This window comes from Saccharothrix sp. AJ9571 (assembly GCF_021725495.1).
GTDB lineage: Bacteria > Actinomycetota > Actinomycetes > Mycobacteriales > Pseudonocardiaceae > Amycolatopsis > Amycolatopsis magusensis.
In genome coordinates this window covers 4,244,187-4,265,966 of the sequence record NZ_CP091382.1, presented here as the reverse complement: position 1 = coordinate 4,265,966, position 21,780 = coordinate 4,244,187, and the positions used below count along the sequence as shown (strand labels likewise).

The 21,780-nt window shown below is 70.8% G+C and carries 16 protein-coding genes; 6 read left to right on the top strand and 10 right to left on the bottom strand.

All coding sequences use genetic code 11. The features are described from left to right. Nucleotides 1–7 precede the first annotated feature (7 nt). From cofC to L3Q67_RS19540, 3 genes are read left to right on the top strand one after another with little or no spacing between them, the layout of a single operon-like run. The gene (gene cofC, locus L3Q67_RS19550) at nucleotides 8–655 is read left to right on the top strand and encodes a CofC family guanylyltransferase (RefSeq protein WP_499190848.1); all 648 of its coding nucleotides are present in this window, start codon (nucleotides 8–10) and stop codon (nucleotides 653–655) included. A 57-nt stretch (nucleotides 656–712) separates the two neighbouring features. Then, on the top strand, nucleotides 713–2,917 hold the full coding sequence (locus L3Q67_RS19545) for an RNA degradosome polyphosphate kinase (protein ID WP_499190847.1): 2,205 nt from the start codon (nucleotides 713–715) through the stop codon (nucleotides 2,915–2,917). After that, a complete protein-coding gene (locus L3Q67_RS19540) occupies nucleotides 2,914–3,912 on the top strand; it encodes an NUDIX hydrolase (protein ID WP_499190846.1) in 999 nt (332 codons plus the stop codon). The genes L3Q67_RS19545 and L3Q67_RS19540 overlap by 4 nt, the downstream gene beginning before the upstream one ends. Before the next feature lie 93 nt (nucleotides 3,913–4,005). Here the strand turns inward: L3Q67_RS19540 and L3Q67_RS19535 are convergent, their stop codons facing one another. The 4 genes from L3Q67_RS19535 to leuC all read right to left on the bottom strand — a co-directional run bounded on the left by L3Q67_RS19535 (nucleotide 4,006) and on the right by leuC (nucleotide 9,898). Then, a complete protein-coding gene (locus L3Q67_RS19535; RefSeq protein WP_499191582.1) occupies nucleotides 4,006–6,744 on the bottom strand; it encodes an AfsR/SARP family transcriptional regulator in 2,739 nt (912 codons plus the stop codon). A 180-nt stretch (nucleotides 6,745–6,924) separates the two neighbouring features. Continuing rightward, nucleotides 6,925–7,590, bottom strand: a complete 666-nt coding sequence (locus tag L3Q67_RS19530) for an HU family DNA-binding protein (protein WP_499190845.1) — start codon at nucleotides 7,588–7,590, stop codon at nucleotides 6,925–6,927. 231 nt (nucleotides 7,591–7,821) lie between these two features. Beyond that, entirely contained in the window at nucleotides 7,822–8,421 is a 600-nt protein-coding gene (gene leuD, locus L3Q67_RS19525) for a 3-isopropylmalate dehydratase small subunit (protein WP_499190844.1), read from the bottom strand. A 37-nt stretch (nucleotides 8,422–8,458) separates the two neighbouring features. Further along, nucleotides 8,459–9,898: a 3-isopropylmalate dehydratase large subunit gene (leuC, locus tag L3Q67_RS19520; RefSeq protein ID WP_499190843.1), complete on the bottom strand. Its 1,440-nt coding sequence runs from the start codon at nucleotides 9,896–9,898 to the stop codon at nucleotides 8,459–8,461. 79 nt (nucleotides 9,899–9,977) lie between these two features. On the opposite strand from leuC, the gene L3Q67_RS19515 reads away from it, so the two are divergent. Then, the gene (locus L3Q67_RS19515; RefSeq protein ID WP_499190842.1) at nucleotides 9,978–10,679 is read left to right on the top strand and encodes an IclR family transcriptional regulator; all 702 of its coding nucleotides are present in this window, start codon (nucleotides 9,978–9,980) and stop codon (nucleotides 10,677–10,679) included. A 370-nt stretch (nucleotides 10,680–11,049) separates the two neighbouring features. On the opposite strand, the gene L3Q67_RS19510 is transcribed toward L3Q67_RS19515, so the two are convergent. Beyond that, the gene (locus tag L3Q67_RS19510) at nucleotides 11,050–12,108 is read right to left on the bottom strand and encodes a chitinase (protein ID WP_499190841.1); all 1,059 of its coding nucleotides are present in this window, start codon (nucleotides 12,106–12,108) and stop codon (nucleotides 11,050–11,052) included. Nucleotides 12,109–12,558: 450 nt separating this feature from the next. On the opposite strand from L3Q67_RS19510, the gene L3Q67_RS19505 reads away from it, so the two are divergent. Further along, nucleotides 12,559–15,108 (top strand): MASE1 domain-containing protein, encoded by a 2,550-nt coding sequence (locus L3Q67_RS19505; RefSeq protein ID WP_499190840.1) that lies wholly within the window; start codon nucleotides 12,559–12,561, stop codon nucleotides 15,106–15,108. Between the two features lie 157 nt (nucleotides 15,109–15,265). After that, a complete protein-coding gene (locus L3Q67_RS19500) occupies nucleotides 15,266–15,631 on the top strand; it encodes an STAS domain-containing protein (RefSeq protein WP_499190839.1) in 366 nt (121 codons plus the stop codon). A 12-nt stretch (nucleotides 15,632–15,643) separates the two neighbouring features. Here L3Q67_RS19500 and L3Q67_RS19495 read toward each other — a convergent pair whose 3' ends face one another. The 5 genes from L3Q67_RS19495 to L3Q67_RS19475 form a co-directional block, all read right to left on the bottom strand. Further along, nucleotides 15,644–16,165: a hypothetical protein gene (locus L3Q67_RS19495; RefSeq protein ID WP_499190838.1), complete on the bottom strand. Its 522-nt coding sequence runs from the start codon at nucleotides 16,163–16,165 to the stop codon at nucleotides 15,644–15,646. A 67-nt stretch (nucleotides 16,166–16,232) separates the two neighbouring features. After that, on the bottom strand, nucleotides 16,233–17,108 hold the full coding sequence (locus tag L3Q67_RS19490; RefSeq protein ID WP_499190837.1) for an alpha/beta fold hydrolase: 876 nt from the start codon (nucleotides 17,106–17,108) through the stop codon (nucleotides 16,233–16,235). Nucleotides 17,109–17,150: 42 nt separating this feature from the next. Further along, nucleotides 17,151–18,767, bottom strand: a complete 1,617-nt coding sequence (locus tag L3Q67_RS19485; protein WP_499190836.1) for a glycoside hydrolase family 43 protein — start codon at nucleotides 18,765–18,767, stop codon at nucleotides 17,151–17,153. Between the two features lie 200 nt (nucleotides 18,768–18,967). Next, a complete protein-coding gene (locus L3Q67_RS19480) occupies nucleotides 18,968–21,133 on the bottom strand; it encodes an MMPL family transporter (protein WP_499190835.1) in 2,166 nt (721 codons plus the stop codon). A gap of 5 nt (nucleotides 21,134–21,138) precedes the next feature. After that, the gene (locus L3Q67_RS19475) at nucleotides 21,139–21,738 is read right to left on the bottom strand and encodes a TetR/AcrR family transcriptional regulator (RefSeq protein ID WP_499190834.1); all 600 of its coding nucleotides are present in this window, start codon (nucleotides 21,736–21,738) and stop codon (nucleotides 21,139–21,141) included. Nucleotides 21,739–21,780: the final 42 nt, after the last annotated feature.

Here is a 21,780-nt window from a genome sequence, read left to right as displayed (position 1 = left end):
GGAGGGCGTGGCACGCGAGGTGGACCTGATCGTCCCGTTGAAACAGCCCAGCCTGGGCAAGTCCCGGCTCCGCGGCGCGCTGGACGACATCCACGACGACGACACGCACGCCGAGCTGGTGCTCGCGCTGGCCGCCGACACCCTGGCCGCGGCGACCGCGGCGAACGGCGTCCGCCGGGTGCTGGTGGTCGCGGCCGACCCGCTCGCGCTGACCAGCCTGCACCGGCTCGGCGTCGAGGTGGTCGGCGACGCCGGGGTGCGCGGGCTCAACACCGCGCTGCGCCGGGGTGAAGCGATCCTGCGCGGGGCCGAGCCGGGCGGGGTGGTGGCCGCGTTGCAGGCCGACCTCCCCGCGTTGCGCCCGGACGAGCTGGCCATGGCGCTCGGCGCCGCCGCCGACCGGCGCGCCTTCGTCGCCGATCGACAGGGCACCGGGACAACGCTGCTGGTCGCGGCCCCCGGCGAACCGCTGGACCCGCACTTCGGCACCGGCTCGGCGCTGGCGCACACCGCCTCCGGGGCGGTACCGCTGGACGTCGCGGCGCCCTCGCTGCGCAGCGACGTGGACACCGCCGCCGACCTCGCCCACGTCCGGAGGCTCGGGCTCGGCTGGCGCACCTCGACCCTGCTGGGCGAAGCGTGCTGCCTGAGCTGAAGGAATTCACCGTGGCGTAGATCGCGGTACGCGCAGGACGCCGCCGAGTACGGAAGAATGCAGGGTGTGAGTGAGCCGCTGAACCCCCCGCCCGCCCCTCCGGACCTGCGCCGGGCCCGTCCCGACGCCGCACTGACGGCGCAGGAGAAACACGGGGTGCCCTCGGCGCCGCCCGCGGTCACCGCGGTGGCGCGGCTGGCCGCCGACGCGCTCCCCGACGACCGCTACTTCAACCGCGAGCTGTCGTGGCAGGACTTCAACGCCCGCGTGCTGGCGCTGGCCGAGGACGACTCGCAGCCGCTGCTCGAGCGGACCAAGTTCCTCGCCATCTTCGCGTCCAATCTGGACGAGTTCTACATGGTCCGGGTGGCCGGGCTGAAGCGCCGCGACGAGACCGGCCTCTCGGTGCGCAGCGCGGACGGGCTCACCCCGCGCGAGCAGCTGGCCTACATCGCCAAGCGCAACCAGGACCTGGTGGAACGGCACACCGGCGCCTTCGAGGACGAGCTGCGCCCGGAGCTGGCCGCCGCGGGCATCCGGATCGTCAGCTGGTCCGATTTGGACGGACCGGACCAGCTGCGGCTGTCCAACTACTTCACCGACCAGATCTTCCCGGTGCTGACCCCGCTGGCGGTCGACCCGGCGCACCCGTTCCCCTACATCTCCGGCCTCTCGCTCAACCTCGCGGTGACCGTGCGCGATCCGGAGGGCGGCACCGAGCGCTTCGCGCGGGTCAAGGTGCCGAGCAACGTGCCCCGGCTGATCCGGGTGGAACCCCAGCGGGAGCGCCGCGAGGCGACCTTCCTGCCGCTGGAGGAACTGATCTCGGCGCACCTCGGCGAGTTGTTCACCGGCATGGAGGTCACCGAGCACCACGTGTTCCGGATCACCCGCAACGCCGACTTCGAGGTCGAGGAGGACCGCGACGAGGACCTCCTGCAAGCGCTCGAACGCGAACTGGCCCAGCGCCGGTTCGGCCCGCCGGTCCGCCTCGAGGTGGCGCAGGACATGAGCGAGCACATGCTCGAACTCCTGCTCCGCGAACTGGAGGTGGACCCGCGTGACGTGGTCGAGGTGCCGGGTCTGCTCGACCTGACCTGCCTGCACCAGTTGTCCACCGTGGACCGCAAGGAGCTGAAGTACCCGACCTTCGTCCCCGCGACGCACCCGGCCTTCGGCGAGCGCGAGACGCCGAAGAGCGTGTTCGCCACCCTGCGCGAGGGCGACGTGCTGGTGCACCACCCGTACGACTCGTTCTCCACCAGCGTGCAGCGCTTCGTCGAGCAGGCCGCCGCCGATCCCAAGGTGCTGGCGATCAAGCAGACGCTGTACCGCACCTCCGGTGACTCGCCGATCGTGGACGCGCTCGTCGACGCCGCCGAAGCCGGCAAGCAGGTGGTGGCGCTGGTGGAGATCAAGGCGCGCTTCGACGAGCAGGCCAACATCACCTGGGCCCGCACGCTGGAACGCGCCGGCGTGCACGTGGTCTACGGGCTGATGGGCCTCAAGACGCACTGCAAGACCGCGCTGGTGGTGCGGCAGGAGGGCTCGACCATCCGCCGCTACTGCCACATCGGCACCGGCAACTACAACCCGAAGACCGCGCGGCTGTACGAGGACCTCGGGCTGCTCACCGCCGACCCGAGCATCGGCGCGGACCTGACCGACCTGTTCAACGTGCTCACCGGGTATTCGCGGCAGGACACCTTCCGCAACATCCTCACCGCGCCGAACGGGATACGGCGGGGCATCCTGCGCGACATCACCGCGGAGATCGAGCACGCGCGCGCCGGACGGCCTGCCGGGGTGCGGATCAAGTGCAACTCGCTCGTCGACGAACAGGTCATCGACGCGCTGTACCAGGCGTCGCGGGCCGGGGTCGAGGTCGACGTGGTGGTGCGCGGGATCTGCTCGCTCAAGCCGGGGGTGAAGGGGCTGAGCGAGAACATCCGGGTCCGCTCGATCCTCGGCCGGTTCCTGGAGCACTCGCGGATGCTGCACTTCCGCGGTGGCGACAGCTACTGGATCGGCAGCGCCGACATGATGCACCGCAACCTCGACCGCCGGATCGAAGCGCTGGTGCGGGTCAAGGAACCCAAGCTGGCCCGGCAACTCGACGAGATCTTCAACTCCGCCCTCGATCCCAGCACGCGCTGCTGGGTGCTCACCGCGACCGGTGAGTGGGCCCCGTCCCCGTCCGACGACTCCGAGGTCCGGGACCACCAGGTGGAGCTGATCTCCAAGCACAAGGCGAACGGTTGAACGACGAAGAGACGAAGGTCCGCGCCGCGGGCGCGGTGCTGTGGCGGCCGGGTCCGGACGGCGCACCGGAGATCGCGGTGGTGCACCGGCCGCGCTACGACGACTGGTCGCTGCCCAAGGGCAAACTCGACCCCGGCGAGACCACGGTGGCCGCGGCGGTGCGCGAAGTCCACGAGGAGACCGGTTTCCGGGTGGTCCTCGGCCGCTTCCTCAAGCAGGTGGCCTACGGGGTGCCCGGACCGGACGGCGGCACGGTCGGCAAGACCGTCGACTACTTCAGCGCGCGCGTGGCGAGCGGGGAGTTCACCCCGAACGACGAGGTGGACGAACTGCGCTGGCTGAGCCCGCCCGAAGCGGAGGCGATCTTCCACCGCCGCGGCGATGTGGAGACGCTGCGCGAGTTCTGCGCGCTGCCCGCCGACCTGACCACCGTGCTCCTGGTCCGCCACGCCAAGGCGGGCAAGCGTGACGAGTGGACCGGCGACGACGACCTGCGCCCGCTGTCCAACGCGGGACTGCGCCAGTCCGACGGCATCCGCGCGGTGACCACCCTGTTCGGCCCGACGCGCGTGCTTTCCGCGCCGCGCCTGCGGTGCGTGCAGACGGTCGCGAAGGTGGCCGAGGACCTCGGGATCGAGGTGTCGCAGGAGCACCTGCTCTCCGAAGAGGGCTACTGGGCCGATCCGGTGCTCGGGCTGGCACGGTTCCTCGCCGTCGTCGGGGACGGCGGCACGCCGCTGCTCTGCAGCCAGGGCGGGGTGATCCCGGATCTGGTGACCCAACTGGCCGAACGCGACGGGGTCGCACTGGAACTGCGCAGCCACGTCACCGAATCGGAGCAGCGGCGGCGGCCCGCGCCGGCGAAGAAGGGTTCACTGTGGCTGCTCAGCTTCCGGCCGCCGTCCGGGAACGAGGGCCCGCGCCTGGCCGCGGCGACCTACTTCGCCAGCCAGTTGCCCTCACCGTCGCCGTTGAACAGCGCGAAAGGCGAGTGACAGCGACCTGAAAGCCCACCCTGGTCTACTCGTTTCCGCGCCCGTTGCCGGGCGGGATGCGACGGTCTAGGGGTGCGGCGCATCCCGTCCCGGTCAGCCGCCGAGTTCGTCGAGCAGTTCCTGCACGTCGGCGGTGCGCGGGTCGTTCAACCGGCGGCAGGTTTCCACCGCCGCCGACCAGTAGCCGCGAGCGCCGTCGTCCTCCCCCATCGCCCGCTGGATCTGCCCGAGGGTGATGAGGACGTCGATGGTGCCGTAGTCGGCGTCCATCTCCCGCAGCGCGCCCAGTGCGCGCAGGGCGTGCTCCATCGCCTCGTCGAACCGGCCGACCCGCCCCAGCGCCTCGGCGAAGTTCCCCTTCGCCAGCGCGGAGTGGTACTCGTCGCCGATGGCGAGGAAGGCGTGCTCCGCGTTCAGCGCGTGCTGGGCGGCGTCGTCGAACTTGCCCAGCCCGATGCAACTGGCGCTCAGGTTCAGTTCCGCGTGCGCCAGGTAGGTCTGCTGCCCGGACCGGCGCGCGGCCTCGACGCCTTCGGAGCTGTAGCGGTAGGACTCCTCGTACTCCTCACGCAGGTAGTAGGCCCCGGCGAGGTTGCTCAGGATGGCGACGCTGAGCGCGTTCCCGCCTTCCGGTGCCGCCGCGAGCCCTTGTTCCAGCGCGGCCAGTGCCTCGTCGGTGCGGGAGGCCCGCAGCAGCGCCGTACCCAGGTTGTTCGCGGCGTACTGCAGTCCGATCCGGTCGTGCGCGGCCTCGGCGACCTCCACCGCGTGGCGTGCGGTCACGATCCAGTCATCGATGTCATGCCGCTCCGCGTTGAACCCGCGCAGCAGCCAGCTGAGCTGCCAGGTGCGCGTCGACCACCCGCGCCGGGTCGCCGCGATCACCAGTGCGGTCAGCGTGGACCGTTCGCCGATGTACCAGGCGGTCGCGGCGGCGCGGTCGGCGAAGTGCACCTCGGGGCCGACGAGTTCCGGCAGCACCACGTCCTCGGTGAGCAGGTCCGGCCGCACCTGGCTGTTGGCTTCGGCGGCCGTGCAGAGGTACCAGTCGAGCAGCCTGCTGAAGCACTCCGCCTGTTCCGCGGGGCTTTCGGTCTCCTCCAGCCGTTCGGTGGCGTAGACCCGCAGCAGGTCGTGGAACTGGTAGCGATCGGCGCGCGGCTGGTTGAGCAGGTGCGCCGACGCGAGCTGGTCGAGCAGATCCCGGGTTTCGCGGACCGGACGGCCGCCGAGCACCGCGGCGGCGGGCAGGCTGATGTCCACACCCGGGTGCAGGCTGAGCAAGCGGAAGAGCCGCGCCGCGTCCGGGCGCAGCGCCTTGTAGGACCACGAGAACGCGGCACGCAGATCGGTGCCGGCGTCGTGCGGGTCCCGCAGGGTGTCCAGACGCGACCGCTGGTCACGGAGTTCCTCCACGACGCCGGCGATGGACATGCCGCCGAAACGCGACACCCGTTCGCCCGCCAGCGCCAGTGCGAGCGGCAGCCTGCCGCACAGGTCCGCCAGTTCGGCCACCGCGTCGGGTTCGGCGGCCAGCCGCGCGTGCCCCACACTGCCCGCCAGCAGCGCCGTGGCGCCCCGCCGGTCCAGTGACCCCAGCGCGAGCCGGTGCGCGCCCTCACGAGCCACCAGGCCCCGCAACTGGCTGCGGCTGGTGACCACCACGAGGTTCCCCGACCCCGGCAGCAGCGGGCGGACCTGGTCCGCGTCGTGCGCGTTGTCCAGCAGCATCAGCATCCGGGCGCCCGCCAGCCTGCTGCGCAGCATCGCCGAGCGTTCCTCCACTGTGGAAGGGATCGCCTCGGCCGCCACGCCGACCGCCCGCAGGAACCGGCCGAGTGCCGCGTCCGGGGTGGCCGGGGTGTCCGCCGAATGCCCGCGCAGGTCGAGGAACAGCTGCCCGTCGGGGAAGCGTTCGCGCACGCGGTGGGACCAGTGCACGGCGAGCGAGGTCTTGCCGACGCCCGCCGCGCCTTCGATCACCGCGATGGCGGTGGACCGTTCGTGCTGCCCGGCGAGGAACTCGTCCAGTTCGGCCAGTTCGGCATCGCGGCCGGTGAAGCGGGTGACGTCGAACGGCAACTGCCGCGGCACTTCGTCGCGCACGGCCGGTGCCGCCGGTGCTTCGGTGCCCGCGGAGAGCAGTTCCAGGTGCAGGCGGCGCAACCGCGCTCCCGGCTCCACCCCCAGCTCCTCGGCGAGCAGTTCCCGCAGTTTCGCGTATCTGGCCAGCGCTTCGGCGCGGCGGCCGGTGCGCGCCAGTTCCACCACGAGCCGTTCCCACAACGACTCGCGCAACGGATAACGGGCGATCAATTCGGTCAGTTCCGCGGCGAGATCGGGATCGTCACCGGCGGCGGCGTCGAGATCGATCCGCCGTTCCACCGCGAGCAGATACCGTTCGGTGAGCAGTGGCGCCCAATCCTCGGCGAGCGCGGGCGAGCCGACACCTTCCAACGGGGTGCCGCGCCACAGTGCCAGAGCTTCGCCGAGCGAGTGCCGTTCGGCGGCCGGATCGGGTTGTTCCACCGCGGTGTCGAGCAACCGGAGGAACCGCAGTGCGTCCACCCGGTCGGGTTCGATGACGAGCCGGTAGCCGTCCGGTGCGGTGGCGACGGTGTCTTCGCCGATCAGGCGGCGCAGGCGCATCACGTAGGTGTGCAGGCTGCCGCGCACCCGCGCGGGCAGGCTTTCGCCCCAGACGAACCGGGCCAGCGAGTCGATCGAGACCGGGCGGCCCGCGGACAGCGCGAGCCCGGCGAGCAGTGCCCGCTGACGGGCACTGGTGAGGGAGACCGGCGCACCGCCGATCGTGGCTTCGAACGAGCCCAGCAGCCCGATTTCGATGACGGCTACCTCCTCCGGGTCCGCGGTCGCGCACCGCGACTCCCGACTCTAGCGAGCGGGGGTGAGGTGGCGCACCACCGTCGCGGACGCGGACACGGCAGGGCCCCGTGCCGTCGAGCACGGGGCCCTGCCGTGGGTACCGCTGGGACGAACCCTCGTCGCGAACTACTTCTTCTTCGCGGCGGTGGTGCGCTTGGCCGCGGTGGTCTTCTTCGCGGCGGCGGCCTTCGGCGCTGCCTTGGCGGCGGTGGTGGCCTTGGCGGTCGTCGCCTTCGCGGCGGCCTTCGGCGCGGCGGCCTTGGCGGTGGTCTTCTTCGCCGTGGTCGCCTTGGCCGTGGTGGCCTTGGCAGCCGTCTTCGGCGCCGCCTTGGCAGCGGTACGGCTCGCGGCGGTGCTGCGCGTGGTGGTGGCGCGCGTGCGAGTCGTGGTGCTGCGGGTGGTGCTGGGACGGCTGGCCGTCGCCCGGGTCGTGGTCGCGCGGGTGGTGGTGCCCGCGGCGGCCCGGGTGCCCGTGGTGGCGCGCTTGGCGGCGGCGGTGACCTTCGGCAGCTTCTTCGCGCCGCTCACCACGTCCTTGAAGGTCGTGCCGGCGCGGAAGGCGGGCACGTTGGTCTTCTTGACGCGGACCGTCTCACCGGTACGCGGGTTCCGCGCGGTGCGGGCGGCGCGGGCGCGCTTCTCGAACACCCCGAAGCCGGTGATGTTCACCTTCTCGCCCTTGTTGACCGTCCGGATGATGATGTCGACGAGACCGTCGACCGCTTCCGATGCAACCTTTTTGTCGCCCAGGCGCTCCGACAGCGCCTCGATCAGCTGGGCCTTGTTGGCCATTCCGGTCCTCCAAGAAGAACTATCCGTACACGGCCTCCTTCGGCCGACTTGCGCACACGGTATTACCAATGCAGCACAAATTCCAAACGGCACGCGGAATTTTTCCCTTGTATCGGCGGCGGTTCCGCCGGTGGAGGGACCCTCATCGGGGCTGTCCGGGGCCGTTCGGCACGGGTGGAAGGGGGTCCGGCAGGGCCTGGATTCCCTTGTTGAGCAGGGAATTCCCGCAGCTCAGCCGGGTACCGGGGTGGTCACCGGCTTCCAGGGGGGCCGGACGGATTCGAACGAATCGATCTCATCGGCGTGTCGCAGGGTGAGAGCGATGTCATCGAGCCCCTCGAGCAGCCGCCAGCGGGTGTAGTCGTCGATCGTGAAGGGCGCGGTGAAGTCCTTGGCCCGCACGGTCTTCTCCTGGAGGTCCACGGTGACCTCCGTGCCGGGGTCGTTCTCGAGCAGCTTCCAGAGCAGTTCGACGTCCGCCTGCTCGCACTGGGCGGCCAGCAGGCCCTGCTTGCCGGAGTTGCCGCGGAAGATGTCGGCGAACCGGGCGGAGATGACCACGCGGAAGCCGTAGTTCATCAGCGCCCAGACCGCGTGCTCACGGGAGGAGCCGGTGCCGAAGTCCGGCCCGGCGACCAGCACGCTGCCCGCCCGGAAGGGCTCCTGGTTGAGCACGAACTCGCTGTCCGAGCGCCAGGCGGCGAACAGGCCGTCCTCGAAGCCGGTGCGGGTCACGCGCTTGAGGTAGACGGCCGGGATGATCTGGTCAGTGTCCACGTTGGACCGGCGCAGCGGCACGCCGACGCCGGTGTGGGTGGTGAAGGGGTCCATGATGGGATGACTCCTGATCCGGGGGTGTCGGGGAGGGTTACCGGGCGGTACCGGCGGTGGCGGGAGCCAGGTCCTCCGGAGAGGAGAGCGTGCCCCGCACGGCGGTCGCGGCGGCCACCAGCGGCGAGACCAGGTGCGTCCGGCCGCCCTTGCCCTGCCTGCCCTCGAAGTTCCGGTTGGAGGTCGACGCGCTGCGCTCCCCCGGCTTGAGCTGGTCCGGGTTCATGCCCAGGCACATCGAGCAGCCCGCCTGGCGCCACTCGGCACCGGCGTCGGTGAAGATCTCGTTCAGCCCTTCGGCTTCGGCGGCCTGGCGCACCCGCATCGAGCCGGGCACCACCAGCATCCGCACGCCGTCGGCCACCTTGTGCCCTCGCAGCACCTCGGCGGCGGCCCGCAGGTCCTCGATCCGGCCGTTCGTGCACGAGCCGAGGAAGACGGTGTCCACCGGGATCTCCCGCAGCGGGGTGCCCGGCTTGAGGTCCATATAGGACAGGGCCTTCTCGGCGGCGAAGCGCTCGTTCTCGTCGGCGATCAGCTCGGGGTCGGGCACCGCGTCACTCAGCGGCAGGCCCTGTCCCGGGTTGGTTCCCCAGGTCACGAACGGGGTCAGCGTGGCGGCGTCGAGGTGGACCTCGGCGTCGAACTCGGCGCCCTCGTCGGTCTTCAGCTCGCGCCATTCGGCCACCGCGGCGTCCCAGTCGGCACCCTGCGGCGCGTGCGGGCGGCCCTTGAGGTAGGCGAAGGTCACCTCGTCCGGTGCGATCATCCCGGCCCGCGCCCCGGCTTCGATGGACATGTTGCAGACCGTCATCCGGGCTTCCATGGACAGCGCCTCGATCGCGCTGCCGCGGTACTCGAGCACGTAGCCCTGCCCGCCGCCGGTGCCGATCTTGGCGATCACCGCGAGGATGACGTCCTTCGCGGTCACACCGGGGCGCAGTTCGCCGTCGACGTTGATCGCCATCGTCTTGAATGGACGCAGCGGCAGCGTCTGGGTGGCCAGCACGTGCTCGACCTCCGAGGTGCCGATGCCGAAGGCCATCGCGCCGAACGCGCCGTGGGTGGAGGTGTGGCTGTCGCCGCAGACCACCGTCATGCCCGGCTGGGTCAGCCCGAGCTGCGGGCCGATGACGTGCACGATGCCCTGTTCCGCGTCGCCCATCGGGTGCAGCCGGACGCCGAACTCCTTGCAGTTGCGGCGAAGCGTGTCGACCTGGGTCCGGGACACCGGATCGGCGATCGGCAGGTCGATGTCGACCGTTGGCACGTTGTGGTCCTCGGTGGCGATGGTCAGGTCGGGCCTGCGCACCGGGCGGCCCGCCAGCCGGAGGCCGTCGAAGGCCTGCGGGCTGGTGACTTCGTGCACCAGGTGGAGATCGATGTAGAGCAGGTCCGGCTCGGCTCCTTCGCCGCGGCGCACCACATGTGCGTCCCACACCTTTTCCGCCAGCGTGCGGCCCCGTGTTTGCACCATCAGGGCACCTCCCATGAGACGTTACCGGGATTTTCCCAGGATCTGGACTTCCCAAACTGCGGGAAGATAGTATCGCGCTGTGGGACAGCATAGCGGTATCGGAGTCCTGGACAAGGCGGTGGCCGTGCTGCAGGCGGTCGCCGAAGATCCCTGCGGGCTCGCCGAACTCTGCAGCCGGACGGGCCTTCCGCGCGCGACGGCGCACCGGCTGGCGGTCGGGCTGGAAGTGCACCGGTTGCTCCGGCGCGGGCCGGACGGGCGCTGGCGCCCGGGCACGGCGCTGGCCGAACTCGCCGGTGGCACAACGGATCCACTGCTCGACGCGGCCAGCTCGGTGTTGCCGAAGCTGCGGGACATCACCGGCGAGAGCGTGCAGCTCTACCGCCGGGACGGGGTGCAGCGGATCTGCGTGTCGACCGCGGAGCCGCCGAGTGGCCTTCGCGACACCGTGCCGATCGGCTCACGGTTGCCGATGACGGCCGGCTCCGGCGCGAAAGTCCTCGCGGCGTGGTCGGATCCGCACACCCAGCGCGCGATCCTGACCGACGCGGTCTACGGGGAACGGACGCTGCTGGAGGTCCGGCGGCGCGGCTGGGCGCAAAGCGTGGCCGAACGGGAGCCGGGTGTGGCGAGCGTCTCGGCGCCGGTACGGGATTCCGCGGGCACGGTGGTCGCCGCGGTGTCGGTCTCCGGGCCGATCGAGCGCATAGGGCGCAAACCGGGGGCGCGGTGGGCAGCGGATCTACTGGCCGCCGCCGAAGCTCTCCAGGAACGCCTCTGAACGAACGCTACGAGTGGGGCGTGGCCCCACTCATAGCGGTGACCGGCCGATCAGCCGCAGCTTCCGCAGCAGCCGCAGCTGGCGCCGGTGCAGGAGCTGCAGCAGTTGCATCCACCCATGGCGAACCACCTTCCCTAGTCCGGATCCCGGAGCGGTTTCCAGGGTAGGAAGGTGACGGTGTGCGGCACACCGCTCACAGAGTGGTATGCGAATTCAGCTATGTGAGGGACGTGCGGCGCCGGATCCACCGTCCCCGTAGGCGAAACCTCGTCCGGGGCGCGGCGTTCACCCGCACGCCGTAGCGAGGTGCCTCCGTCGCGGTCACAAGCGTGAGCGCGACGGAGGCCCTTCCAGAGTGGACACAGTGGACTCAGCGGCCCTGCAGCGCCTTGACGTTGTTCCCGAAGGTCCAGTTCTTCGAACCGTCCCAGTTGACCGACCAGGTCATCAGCCCCTTCAGGCCGCCGGAGTAAGCGTTCCACGCCTGCGCGACCAGTCCGGTGGACATGTACCCACCCCCGGCGCCCGGCTGCGCGGGCAACCCCGGTACTTGCTTGTCGAAGGGCACACGGATCGTGGTGCCCTGCACCACCAGTCCCTGGTTCAGGCAGTTCGTCTGCGCGGTGAACCCCTGCACGGTCCCGGCCTGGTAGGAGTCACCGGCGCAGCCGTACATGCTGCCGTTGTAGTACTGCATGTTCAGCCACCACAGCCTGCCGTTGTCCGCGTACTTCTTCACGATCGGCAGGTACGCGCCCCAGATCGAGCCGTAGACCACGCTGCCGCCGGTGACGTAGGCGGTTTCCGGGGCCATGGTGAGCCCGAAGTTCGAGGGCATCTGCGCCAGCACGCCGTCGATGATCCGGATCAGGTTCGCCTGCGACGCCGACGGTGTGCCGATCTTCCCGCTGCCCACCAGCCCGGTCTCGATGTCGATGTCGATGCCGTCGAAGTTGTACTTCTTCAGGATCGGCACGATCGTGGCGACGAACCGGTCCGCCACCGCGCTGGAGTTCAGGTCGATGCCCGCGGTCGCGCCGCCGATCGACATCAGGATGGTGGCCCCGGCTTCCTTGGCCGCGCACATCTCCGCGGGCGTGGCCACCTTCACCGTCGAATCCATCCCGTCCTGCCACAGCACGGTGCCGTCGGAGAGGATGACCGGGAACGCCGCGTTGAGCACGTTGTAGCCGTGCGCGCGGATGCGGGAGTCGGTGATCGGGATCCAGCCGAGCGGCGGGTGCACGCCGTTCGAGGCCCCGTCCCAGTTCTCCCAGTACCCCTGCAGCACCTTGCCCGCCGGCTTGGACTTCACCGCACAGACCTCCGCCTGCACGGCGGCGCCCGCCGCGGGACCCAGCACCGCCAGCGGCGCGGTCAGCAGTGCCGCCAAGGCGACCGCGAACACACGTGATCTACGACCGAACATACGCAGCTCCCTCTAAGCGTCGTTGCCACAGCGAGAACACGGCCGTCCGCCCACGATAACCACCAGCCCGGCACCGGGCGTACCGGCATTCGAGTGGTCTAGACCATGGTGTTGGCCGTGCCTTCGGCGCGGCGGGCGAGGTCGCTGGGATCCGGTCAACGGGCAGGGGCACGCCGGGCCGTTGGGCGGCCCGGCGTGCCCCTGCCCGTTGACCGGCGCGACCTCGCGGTGCGGTCTGGCTTCGTTGGGGGGCCGGTGTGGTCAGGGCTCGGGACCGTGGAGGGATGGCTGGTGCCGTGAATGTGGCTTTCACGGCCGAATCCGCCGTGAAAGCCACATTCACGGCACTTCCCCGGGCCCACGAAGGCCACCGACGCCACGGGGCTCCACGGACGGGGTGGGTCTTTGGCCTCTGGTTCGCGGTCGGTGGCGCGGTTAGCGTCGCTGGTGATGCAGCAACGATCTGTCCGGTGGGCCGCCGCCGTGTTCGCGCTGGCCGGGGCTTACTACCTCGGGGCCCGCCTCGGCCTGGAGTTCGCGCTGGTGCGCGGCCAGGTGGCCCCGCTGTGGCCGTCGACCGGGCTGGCGCTGGCCGCGTTGCTGCGCTTCGGGTTGCGGCTGTGGCCCGGCGTGCTCCTCGGCTCGGTCGCTGCCAACCTGCCGCTCGGGCCGTCCCCGCTCGCGGTGATCGTCATCGGCGCCGGGGCCACGGCGGCGCCGGTGGTGGCCGTGGTGCTCCTGCGCCGCGCCGGGTTCCAGACGGATCTGGCCCGCCTGCGCGACGTCACCGCGCTCGTGTTCGGCGCGCTCGGCGGCATGGCGATCAGCGCGACTGTGGGCGCCGGGGTTCTCGTGCTCGCGGACGCCCTCCAGCCCGAACAACTCCTCGCCGCCTGGTCCGTGTGGTGGGCGGGCGACGCGACCGGCGTGCTGGTCTTCGCGCCCGCGCTGCTGCTGCTCCTGCGCGTGCACCGCGTTCGCTGGCGCGAGATCACCACCGCGCACTGGTTCAAGGCCGCCGTGCTGACCGGGGGCACGCTGGCGCTGGCGATCGCGGTCGCGAGTGGTCAGGTGCCGTGGCTGTTCATCATCTTCCCGGTGGTGATCTGGAGCGCCTGGCGCCTCGGCCTCGCCGTGGTCTCCCCCTGCCTGGTCATCGCCACCACCGGCACCACCGTCGCCGCCACGCTCGGCGCGGGACCGTTCGCCGGGCAGGCGCTGCTCAACCGGATGGTGCTGCTGCAGTCGTTCAACGGCGCGCTCGTGCTGACCGGGCTCCTGCTCGCCGCGGCCGCGGCCGAACAACGCGCGGCGACCGCGGTCAGCCGGCTCGTAGGCGCCGAACTGGAAGTCGAGGTCACCGAACGCACGGCGATGTTCACCGAAGCCGAACGGGTCGGCCAGGTCGGCAGCTGGGAACGCGATCTGGCCACCGGCGAGGTCGTCTGGAGCGATCAGATGTACCGGCTCTACGGCATGGCCCCGCGCTCACGCGCGCTCGACTACGGCACCTTCCTCGAGCACGTGCACCCCGACGACCGCGCGGAGGTCGCCGCGGTGAACGAGCAGGCCCTGCGGGACCACCTCGACACCGAACTGGCGCACCGCGTGGTGTGGCCGGACGGGACGGTGCGCTGGCTCAATCGCCGCGCCCGTGTGATGGTCGACGACTCCGGCACCGCGCGGAAGATGGTCGGCACCGCGCAGGACATCACCGCGGCCAGGACGGCGGCGGCGGAAACCCGGATCCTGCTCGATTCGGTCACCGACGCCATCGTCGGCTTCGACGCCGCGGGCACGGTCACCCTGGTCAACGAACGCGCGGCCGAGCTGTTCGGCAGGCTCACCGGCGAGCGGATCGGCCTGCTGCTGCCGGATCTCGACACCGGCAAGGCGTGCCAGGGCATCGAACTGACCGGACACCGCCAGGACGGTGGAAAGTTCCCGGCGGAGGTGTCGGTGCGACCGCTGTCCACGGCAGAAGGTGCCTTCGGCGGCACGGTCGCGGTCGCCGTGGTCCGCGACATCACCCAGCGCAAGAAGGCGGAGGAAGCGACCCGGCAGCTGCGGGAGGAGCACCAGCGGCGGCAACAAGCCTTGGAGATCAACGACAACGTCGTGCAGGGGCTGTCGGCCGCCCTCTACGCACTGGATTCCGGCGAGTCCGCCCGTGCCGTCCGCATCCTGCAGCGCACGCTCGACACCGCGCGCCAGATCATGCGGGACCTCCTGCACGAGACCCTCGACATCGCGCCGGGAGACCTCGTGCGGCAGCAACCCGCCGCGCTCGGGACGCCCGAACCACCGCCCGCGCCCGAGCCACCGGCGGAACCGGGGCCGGTGACCGCGGTGATCGCCGACGACAGTCGCGAAGTCCGGTTCGCCCTGCGTGCGCTGCTGGAATCGTTGCCGGGCATCACCGTCGTCGGTGAGGTGGCCGACGGCGTCGAGGCGGTGCGGATCGCCGGTGACCGGCGGCCGGACGCGATGCTGCTCGACCTGGCGATGCCCGGGATGGACGGACTCGAGGCCCTGCCGCTGATCCTGGCGGCTTCGCCCGGCACCAAGGTCATCGTGGTTTCCGGGTACGGCCGTGACCAGGTCGCCGAGCAGGCGCTGCGCCTCGGTGCCACGGCGTACGTGGAGAAGGGCGGCTCGACCCGGCTGCTGGCGAACCTGCTCGCGAACGCGGCGAAGTTCAGCCGGCCGGGCACCCCGATCCGGCTGAGCCTGCGCACCGCGGGGGAACGCGCGGAGATCGCGGTGACCGACGAAGGACCCGGCATCGCGCCGGAACACCGCGACCGGCTCTTCGGCAAGTTCGAGCGGCTCGGCAGCACGCACCGCGGCACCGGGCTGGGGCTGTACATCTCGAAGGAGATCGCCAGGGCGCACCGGGGAGATCTGGTACTGGCCGAGAGCAGCCCCGATGGCAGCACCTTCGTGTTGTCACTGCCGATCGTGCTCGGCCGAGGCCCCGATCATGCACTAGAAAGCTAAGCCTTCCCTCGTCCTGCCACGTTCTGGGGCCTGGAGCATAATGAGCGGGCGCGGGGAATTTTCCCCCACAGGCAGACGCGAGGAGTAGACCTTGCCAGCGGCCGGCGGTGTTTCCGTAGATCTCCGCGTCCATCGCAGCGGAGTGGTCATCGGCTGCGTGACCGGTGAAGTGGACCGTCTCGGCGCGCCGGTGCTCGCCCGGTTCCTGAGCAACCGCGTCGCGGCACGGGAAGACTTCGTCCTGGACCTGCGCGGCCTGGGTTTCCTGGGCGCGGCGGGCCTGGCCACCCTGTTGGAGGCAGCGGGTGCGGCGGCCGAGGAGAACGTCTCATGGGCGATGGTGACCTGGGGCCCGGTGGTGAACCGCGTGGTGGAGGCGACCGGGGTGAGCACCGTGCTGCCGACCCACCCCACCCTCATCGACGCACTGGCCGACGTCGAAGCAGGCCGGCGCCGATTCGACCGCGTCCTGCCCAAGAGGGTGTCCCCGGTGCCGGAGCACCACAACCTGCCCCCGGCCTGAGCGCGCGGCCGGTCAGGCCGAATACGGTCCGCGCTGCTCCAGCGTCGGGCTCACCTGCGGATCGGCTCCTGGCTGCCCCGGCACCGGCGTGACGGTGGTGTCCGGGCGCTGCATGTGGTCCTCCGCCGGGCGCACCACCACGCCGCCGTCGGTGCGCAGCACCTCCTGCCGCACCACGTCCTGCCGCGGCAGGTCCTGGCGTTGCTGGAACTCGCGTTCCCGCCGCTGCCGCGACAGCGTGCCGATGGTGATCGCGTGCGCGGCCGCCAGCAGGAGCAAGAAGAAGCCGAGCTTGCCGATGAACACCGTGGTGTCGCCGGGTCCGCCGATGTCCACGATCGACAGCAGGGCCAGCACCCCCAGCCCCACCAGGTGGAACACCATCACCGTCATTCTCGCCATGGTGGCGTCCGCCGGTGAGCCGCCATCGGAGTTCGCCGCGTAGCGACGCCCGTTGCGGTACAGGATCTGCCCGTCGATGAGCACCATCAGCGCACCGATCAGCAGGAAGGCGAGATAGTCGTTGTCGGCCATGTCGCACCCCTTTCCACCACCGGCAGGTACCCGCGTGCCGCCAGGGGGAAGCCGGATCAGCCGGATGTCACCTGATCGAGTCGAACCAGCGCAGCACCCGCCGCGCCACCTCATCGGGTTGTTCCAGGTGCAGGAAGTGGCCCGCGTTCCGGAGCACCGCCACGTCGGATCCGGGCGCCAGTCCGCGGTATGCCTGTTCGAAGTGCTCGGCGGAGATGCAGCCGTCGTCCGCGCCGGCGAGCACCAGCAACGGCTTGCCCGCCGCGGCTTCACTGCGGCCGCCGAACTCGGCCAGCGCCGGGTCGTGCCTGCTGGGGTCGAAGTTGGCGCGGTAGATCTTGAGCGAGTTGGCGATGTAGCGCTCGTCGCCGTACATCCGGTGGATGCGCTCCCGGTGCTCCGGCGACGGGGTCAACCCCGGTGACCACGTGGACCACAGGTAGTCGATCAGGCGGCGGTCGAGCTGGAGGACCATCTCGGCGACGCCTTCGATGGTGAACAACCACAGGTAGAACAGTCGTTGCTGCTGCGCGGGATCGGCCAGCGCGGTCTCCAGCGCCGCGGGCGGCGGCACGGCCATCGTCACGCCCCGGCGCAGGGTTTCCGGCCAGACCGCGGCCACCCGCCCCACCATGCCCGCGCCGACGTCGTGCCCGATCATGTCGACGCCGTCCGGGTCGAGCGCGCGGGCCACGGCCGCCGCGTCGGCGGCGAAGGTGAGGCTGCCGCCGTACTCCAGCGCGTCCGCGGTGTCGGGGTGGAACCCGCGCAGGTACGGCAGCACCACACGCCTGCCCGCCGCGACGAGCCGCTCGGCCAGCGGCTCGAAGGTGGCCGGGTGATCGGGGAAACCGTGCCAGCACACCACCACCGGCCCGTCCCCCGCGGCCAGCGCCGGGAAGTCCAGCCGCTCGGTTTCGACCACGATCTCCTCGAAGTCCATGGCGGCAGTTTAGCGAGATCCCGGAGCTTTCATGGGACTTCGTCAGCGGCTGAGCACCGGCACGGTGGTCCGCGTGCGAGGGACGTCGGCGTAGGTGTGGTCGGCGCGCAGGCGCTGGTAGCCGATCTCCAGCACTGCGGCCCCGCGCCGGTGCATGGTCACCTCGACCCGGCCGCCGGTGATCGTCACCTCGCCCGCGTTCGCCGGGATGAGCTTGGCGTGCAAGCGGTTCAGCGGGTTGGCCAGATCGAAGGCGGCGCCCGGCGCACTGCGGACGGTGACGTCGGTGCCACCGGGCACCCCCGGCCGCAGGCGCAGCAAGCGCTCGCCCGGCCGGAGGTTCAGCGGGCCGACACCCGAGGGCAGCGGCTGATCCGCCGTGGTCAGGTCGATCGCCGGCGCACCGTCCACCCGCATCCGTGAGCTGTAGATGCGCCTTGTGTCCGCAGTGGACGGACGACCGTGGTGGACGTAGAAGTCCTCCGAACCGTCCGGCGAGCCGACGATGCTGCCGTGCCCGGTCGAGTACACGCCCTGGGCCGGATCCTGCGACAGCACCGGGTTCGCCGGGCTCTTGCGGAACGGCCCGAGTGGACTGTCCGCCGTCGCGTAGCCGACGCCGTAGTGCTCGTTCTCGTAGTTGTTCGCCGAATAGGTCAGGCGGTAGACCGGTTTGCCGCGCTCGTCGATGGCTCGGACGGTGGTCGAACCTTCGGCCCACCGCCGGTCCTTCTTCTCCCCGCCGGTCTTGGCGTAGTCGTCGACGTGCGCGTTCTCCCACGACTGCTTGTCCGAGCCGTAGTTCAGGATCGGCGTCCAGCCGTCCTTGCGGGTGCCCGGCGGGTCCGCCGGATCGAGGTTCGTGTCGCGGTAGGACGGGGCGATCGCCGGTTTCGTGGTGCCGGACGGGTCGTGCCACCAGTCGCTGGTGAGTTCGACCGCGTAGATGTTGGACTCCTCGACGTACTTGCCGAAATCGGTGTCCCACACCCAGTTCCGGTAGGCGTTGCGCGAGAAGTAGAGGTAGATCCGGCCGTCCGCGTCGAAGAAGACGTTGGGGTCGATGAACGGGATGTAGGTGCCCAGCGGCGCGGTCTGGCCCTCGGCCAGCGTGGCGGGCGGCTTCTTCTGCGCGGCGTCCATGATCAGGTTGACGTCGTGGTAGTCCGGGTCGAACGGGTGGTAGTCCAGCGGCCCCGGGCCCACGTCGCGGAACGGGCCCGCGGGCGAGCCTGCCACCGCGACACCGACCTTCGACGGCTCTTCGAAGTCCGCGTACTTGAAGTGTTCGGCGACGTTCCGGTTCATCCGTCCCGAGTAGAACAGGTAGTACAGCCCGGTCCGTTCGTTGTGGTACAGCTCCGGCGCCCAGAACCAGTCGTGCGCCCAGGTCCCAGCCTCACCCGCTTCGAGCGCGCCGCCGGGCAGGTGTTCCCAGGTGGCCAGGTCCGGCGAGCGGTAGATGCCGAAGTGGTAGCCGGGATCCGCGCCCTCGGTCGAATAGGCGTAGTAGTAGCCGCTCGCGCGGTCGAAGTGGACGAACGGATCGGCGCCGGGGGTGGTGGCGCTGTTGAAGTACGTGGGCGCCGAAGTCGCACCCGCGGGTACCGCACCGGCGAGGAGCAGCAGGCCGACCAGGAAAAGGACGCTCTTCCGCACGGCCTACCTCTGTTTCCTCTTGTGGACTCTTGTCGATTGTCGGGTATTTTCAGCCGCTTTTCGCCGTGTTGTCAAGGTCGTCGCCGAGCCCATCACCGGGGTGCCGAGACCCCTGGACACGAATGTGGCTTTGGGGGCGTATTCGGCCCCCAAAGCCACATTCGTGTCAAAGCCACATTCGTGTCACTGAGCAGGCTCCGTCAGCGGGTCGCGTCCGCCGGTTCGCGGGTTTCGACGGTGCGCTTCGGGTGTTCGCCGGTCAGCTCGGTGCCTTCGACGTCGAGCTCCGGCAGCCACCGCAGCCACGAAGGCAGCCACCACGCGCGTTCCCCGAGCAGCGCCAGCGCGGCGGGCACCAGGACCATCCGCACCACGAAGGCGTCCGCCAGGATGCCGATGGCCAGCGCGAACGCGATCGACTTGATCGCCGGTTCACCAGCGGGCACAAAGCCGGCGAACACGAAGAACATGATCAGCGCCGCCGCGACGACCACCGGGGCGGCCTGCCGGAACCCGGTGGTGATCGAGTCCCGCGGCGCGGCACCGCGGTGGTGCGCCTCGTGCATCCGCGACACCAGGAAGATCTGGTAGTCCATCGCCAGCCCGAACAGGATGCCGATCACCAGGATCGGCGTCAGGCTGATCAGCGGCCCCGGCGTGTCCAGGTTGACCGCGTCGGCGAGCCAGCCCCACTGGAACACCGCGACGGTCGCGCCCAGCGACGCGCCCACGGTGAGCAGGAAGCCCAGCACCCCGACCAGCGGCACCAGCAGCGAGCGGAACACCAGCACCAGCAACAACAGTGCCAGGCCGACCACGAGCACCAGGTAGATCGGCAGCGCCTCGTCGAGCGAGACGGCCACGTCCACGCTCACCGCGGTCGCGCCGGTGACCGAGGCTTCCACCCCGTCGAGACCGGACAGGTAACCACGCAGTTCTTCCACCAGGTGCTCGGTTTCCGCGGTGGTCGGCCCGGATTCCGGGATCACCGTGAGCAGCGCGGCCGTGGGGCTGACCGGCCTCGGCGGGGCGACGATCGCGGTGTCGCCGAGCGCGTCGATCGGGCCCATCGCCTCGGTGGCGGACTGGACCGCGCCGGGACCCTCGAACAACACGATCAGCGGGCCGTTGACGCCGGGCCCGAAGGCGTCGCCGAGCACCTGCTCGGCCCGTGCCTGCGTGCTGTCCGCGGCCGGGATCTGCACCAGCGTGGTGCGCATCGAGGCGAACGGCACGGCGATCACGCCCAGGCCGATGATCGCCAGCAACAGCACGGTGACCCGGCGGCGGGTGACCGTGCCGATCCACTTCGCGTAGAAGCGGCCCTCCGGCTCGGTTTCCGCGGGTGCCTCACGCTGCTTGCGCGGCAGGGCGCGCTTGCCGAGGAAGCCGAGCACCGCCGGGACCAGCGTCACCGCGACCAGCACGGCGACCACGATGGTGACGGCCGCGGCCACACCCATCTGGGTCAGGAACGGGATGCCCACCACGATCAGCCCGAGCAGCGCGATGACCACGGTGATGCCCGCGGTCACCACGGCCGACCCGGCGGTGCCGACCGCCGTGGCGATCGCGGTGGGCACGTCCGCGCCCTTCCGCAGTTCGTGCCGGTAGCGGTTGATGATGAACAACGCGTAGTCGATGCCCACGGCCAGGCCGAGCATGCCGGCCAGCGCCGAGGTGGTGGACTGCAGATCCATGAACCCGGTGGCGATGGTGATGCCGAGCACGCCGATGCCGACGCCGACCGAGGCGGTCAGCAGGTTCATCCCGGCCGCCACCAGCGAGCCGTAGGTCAGCGCGAGGATCACCAGCGCGAGCACCACACCCAGGCCTTCGGTCACGCCGCCGATGTGCGGCGCGACCATGGTGGCCTCGCCCTTCACCTCGGTGACGAACCCGCCGGTCTTCGCCTGCTCCACCGCGGCGAACAAGGCGTTCTGCTGGTCCACGGTGACCTCACCGGGCGGCGCGCCGTAGGTCACCGTGCTGTAGGCGGTGTTCAGGTCGGGGTTGACCGCCGGGGCGGCGGGGTCGAGCGGGTTGCTCGCGTCGAGCACGCCCGGCAGGCGCTTCAGCTCGGCCACCAGGCCGCCGACCACCTGCGCGTTCTCCGGCGTGACCAGCTGCTGGCCCGGCGGGGCCTGCACCACCACCTGGGCGCTCGCCCCGCCCCCGCCGAAGCTCTTGATCTTCGTCAGCGCCGTGGTCGATTCCTGGCCGGGGATCGAGAAGCTGTTCGAAGTGGACCCGGACAGGGTCAGCGCGCCGACGCCGGCGGCGAGGAGCACGGCGAGCCACACTAGGACCACGGCCAGCCGGCGCCGCTGGGCGGCCAAACCGAGCCGGTACAACAGACGTGCCATCGGGATCAGGCCTCCACCTGGTCTTGCTGGGAAGTGAGGGGAGCCGCGCGGCCGTGGCCGAGCGCGGCGGTGCAGGTCGCGACGATCAGTGGCCGCCAGGTGGTCTTCTCCCCCCGGTGGTTGGCGGCCAGGGTGAGCACGGCGAGCGCGCTCAACGCGCCGATGACCCGCACAAGTCGTTCCGGCCGGGCGTCGCTGCCCTCGCCGAGGTCGACGCCGAAGATGCTCGAAACGAACATGTCCTCCGCGGCGAGCGCGGGTTCGGCGTCGGGTGCGGTCACCGCGCGGAACGCCAGGGCCACCAGTCCCGGGCGGTCCAGCGCGATGTCGGTGAGCAGGTCCAGCGCGCGCACGTCGCGCTCGGGGCCCGGCGGCAGCGCTGCCAGCCGGTCGAGCACGCGCTTTCCCTGCTCGCGGGCGACTTCGTGAGCCGCCTCGTAGAGCGCTTCCTTGTTCGGGAAGTGGTGCAGCAGTCCGGCTTTGGACAGGCCGACCGCGTCCGCCACGGACTTCAGCGTGGTCTGGGCGAACCCGTGCTGGGCGAACAGGGCGGCGGCGCGGTCGAGGATTTCCTCGTCCGCTTGCTGCCGGAAGGGCCGGGCCATGTCGATCACCCTATCGAGTGACCGACCGAATCGGTCGGTAAA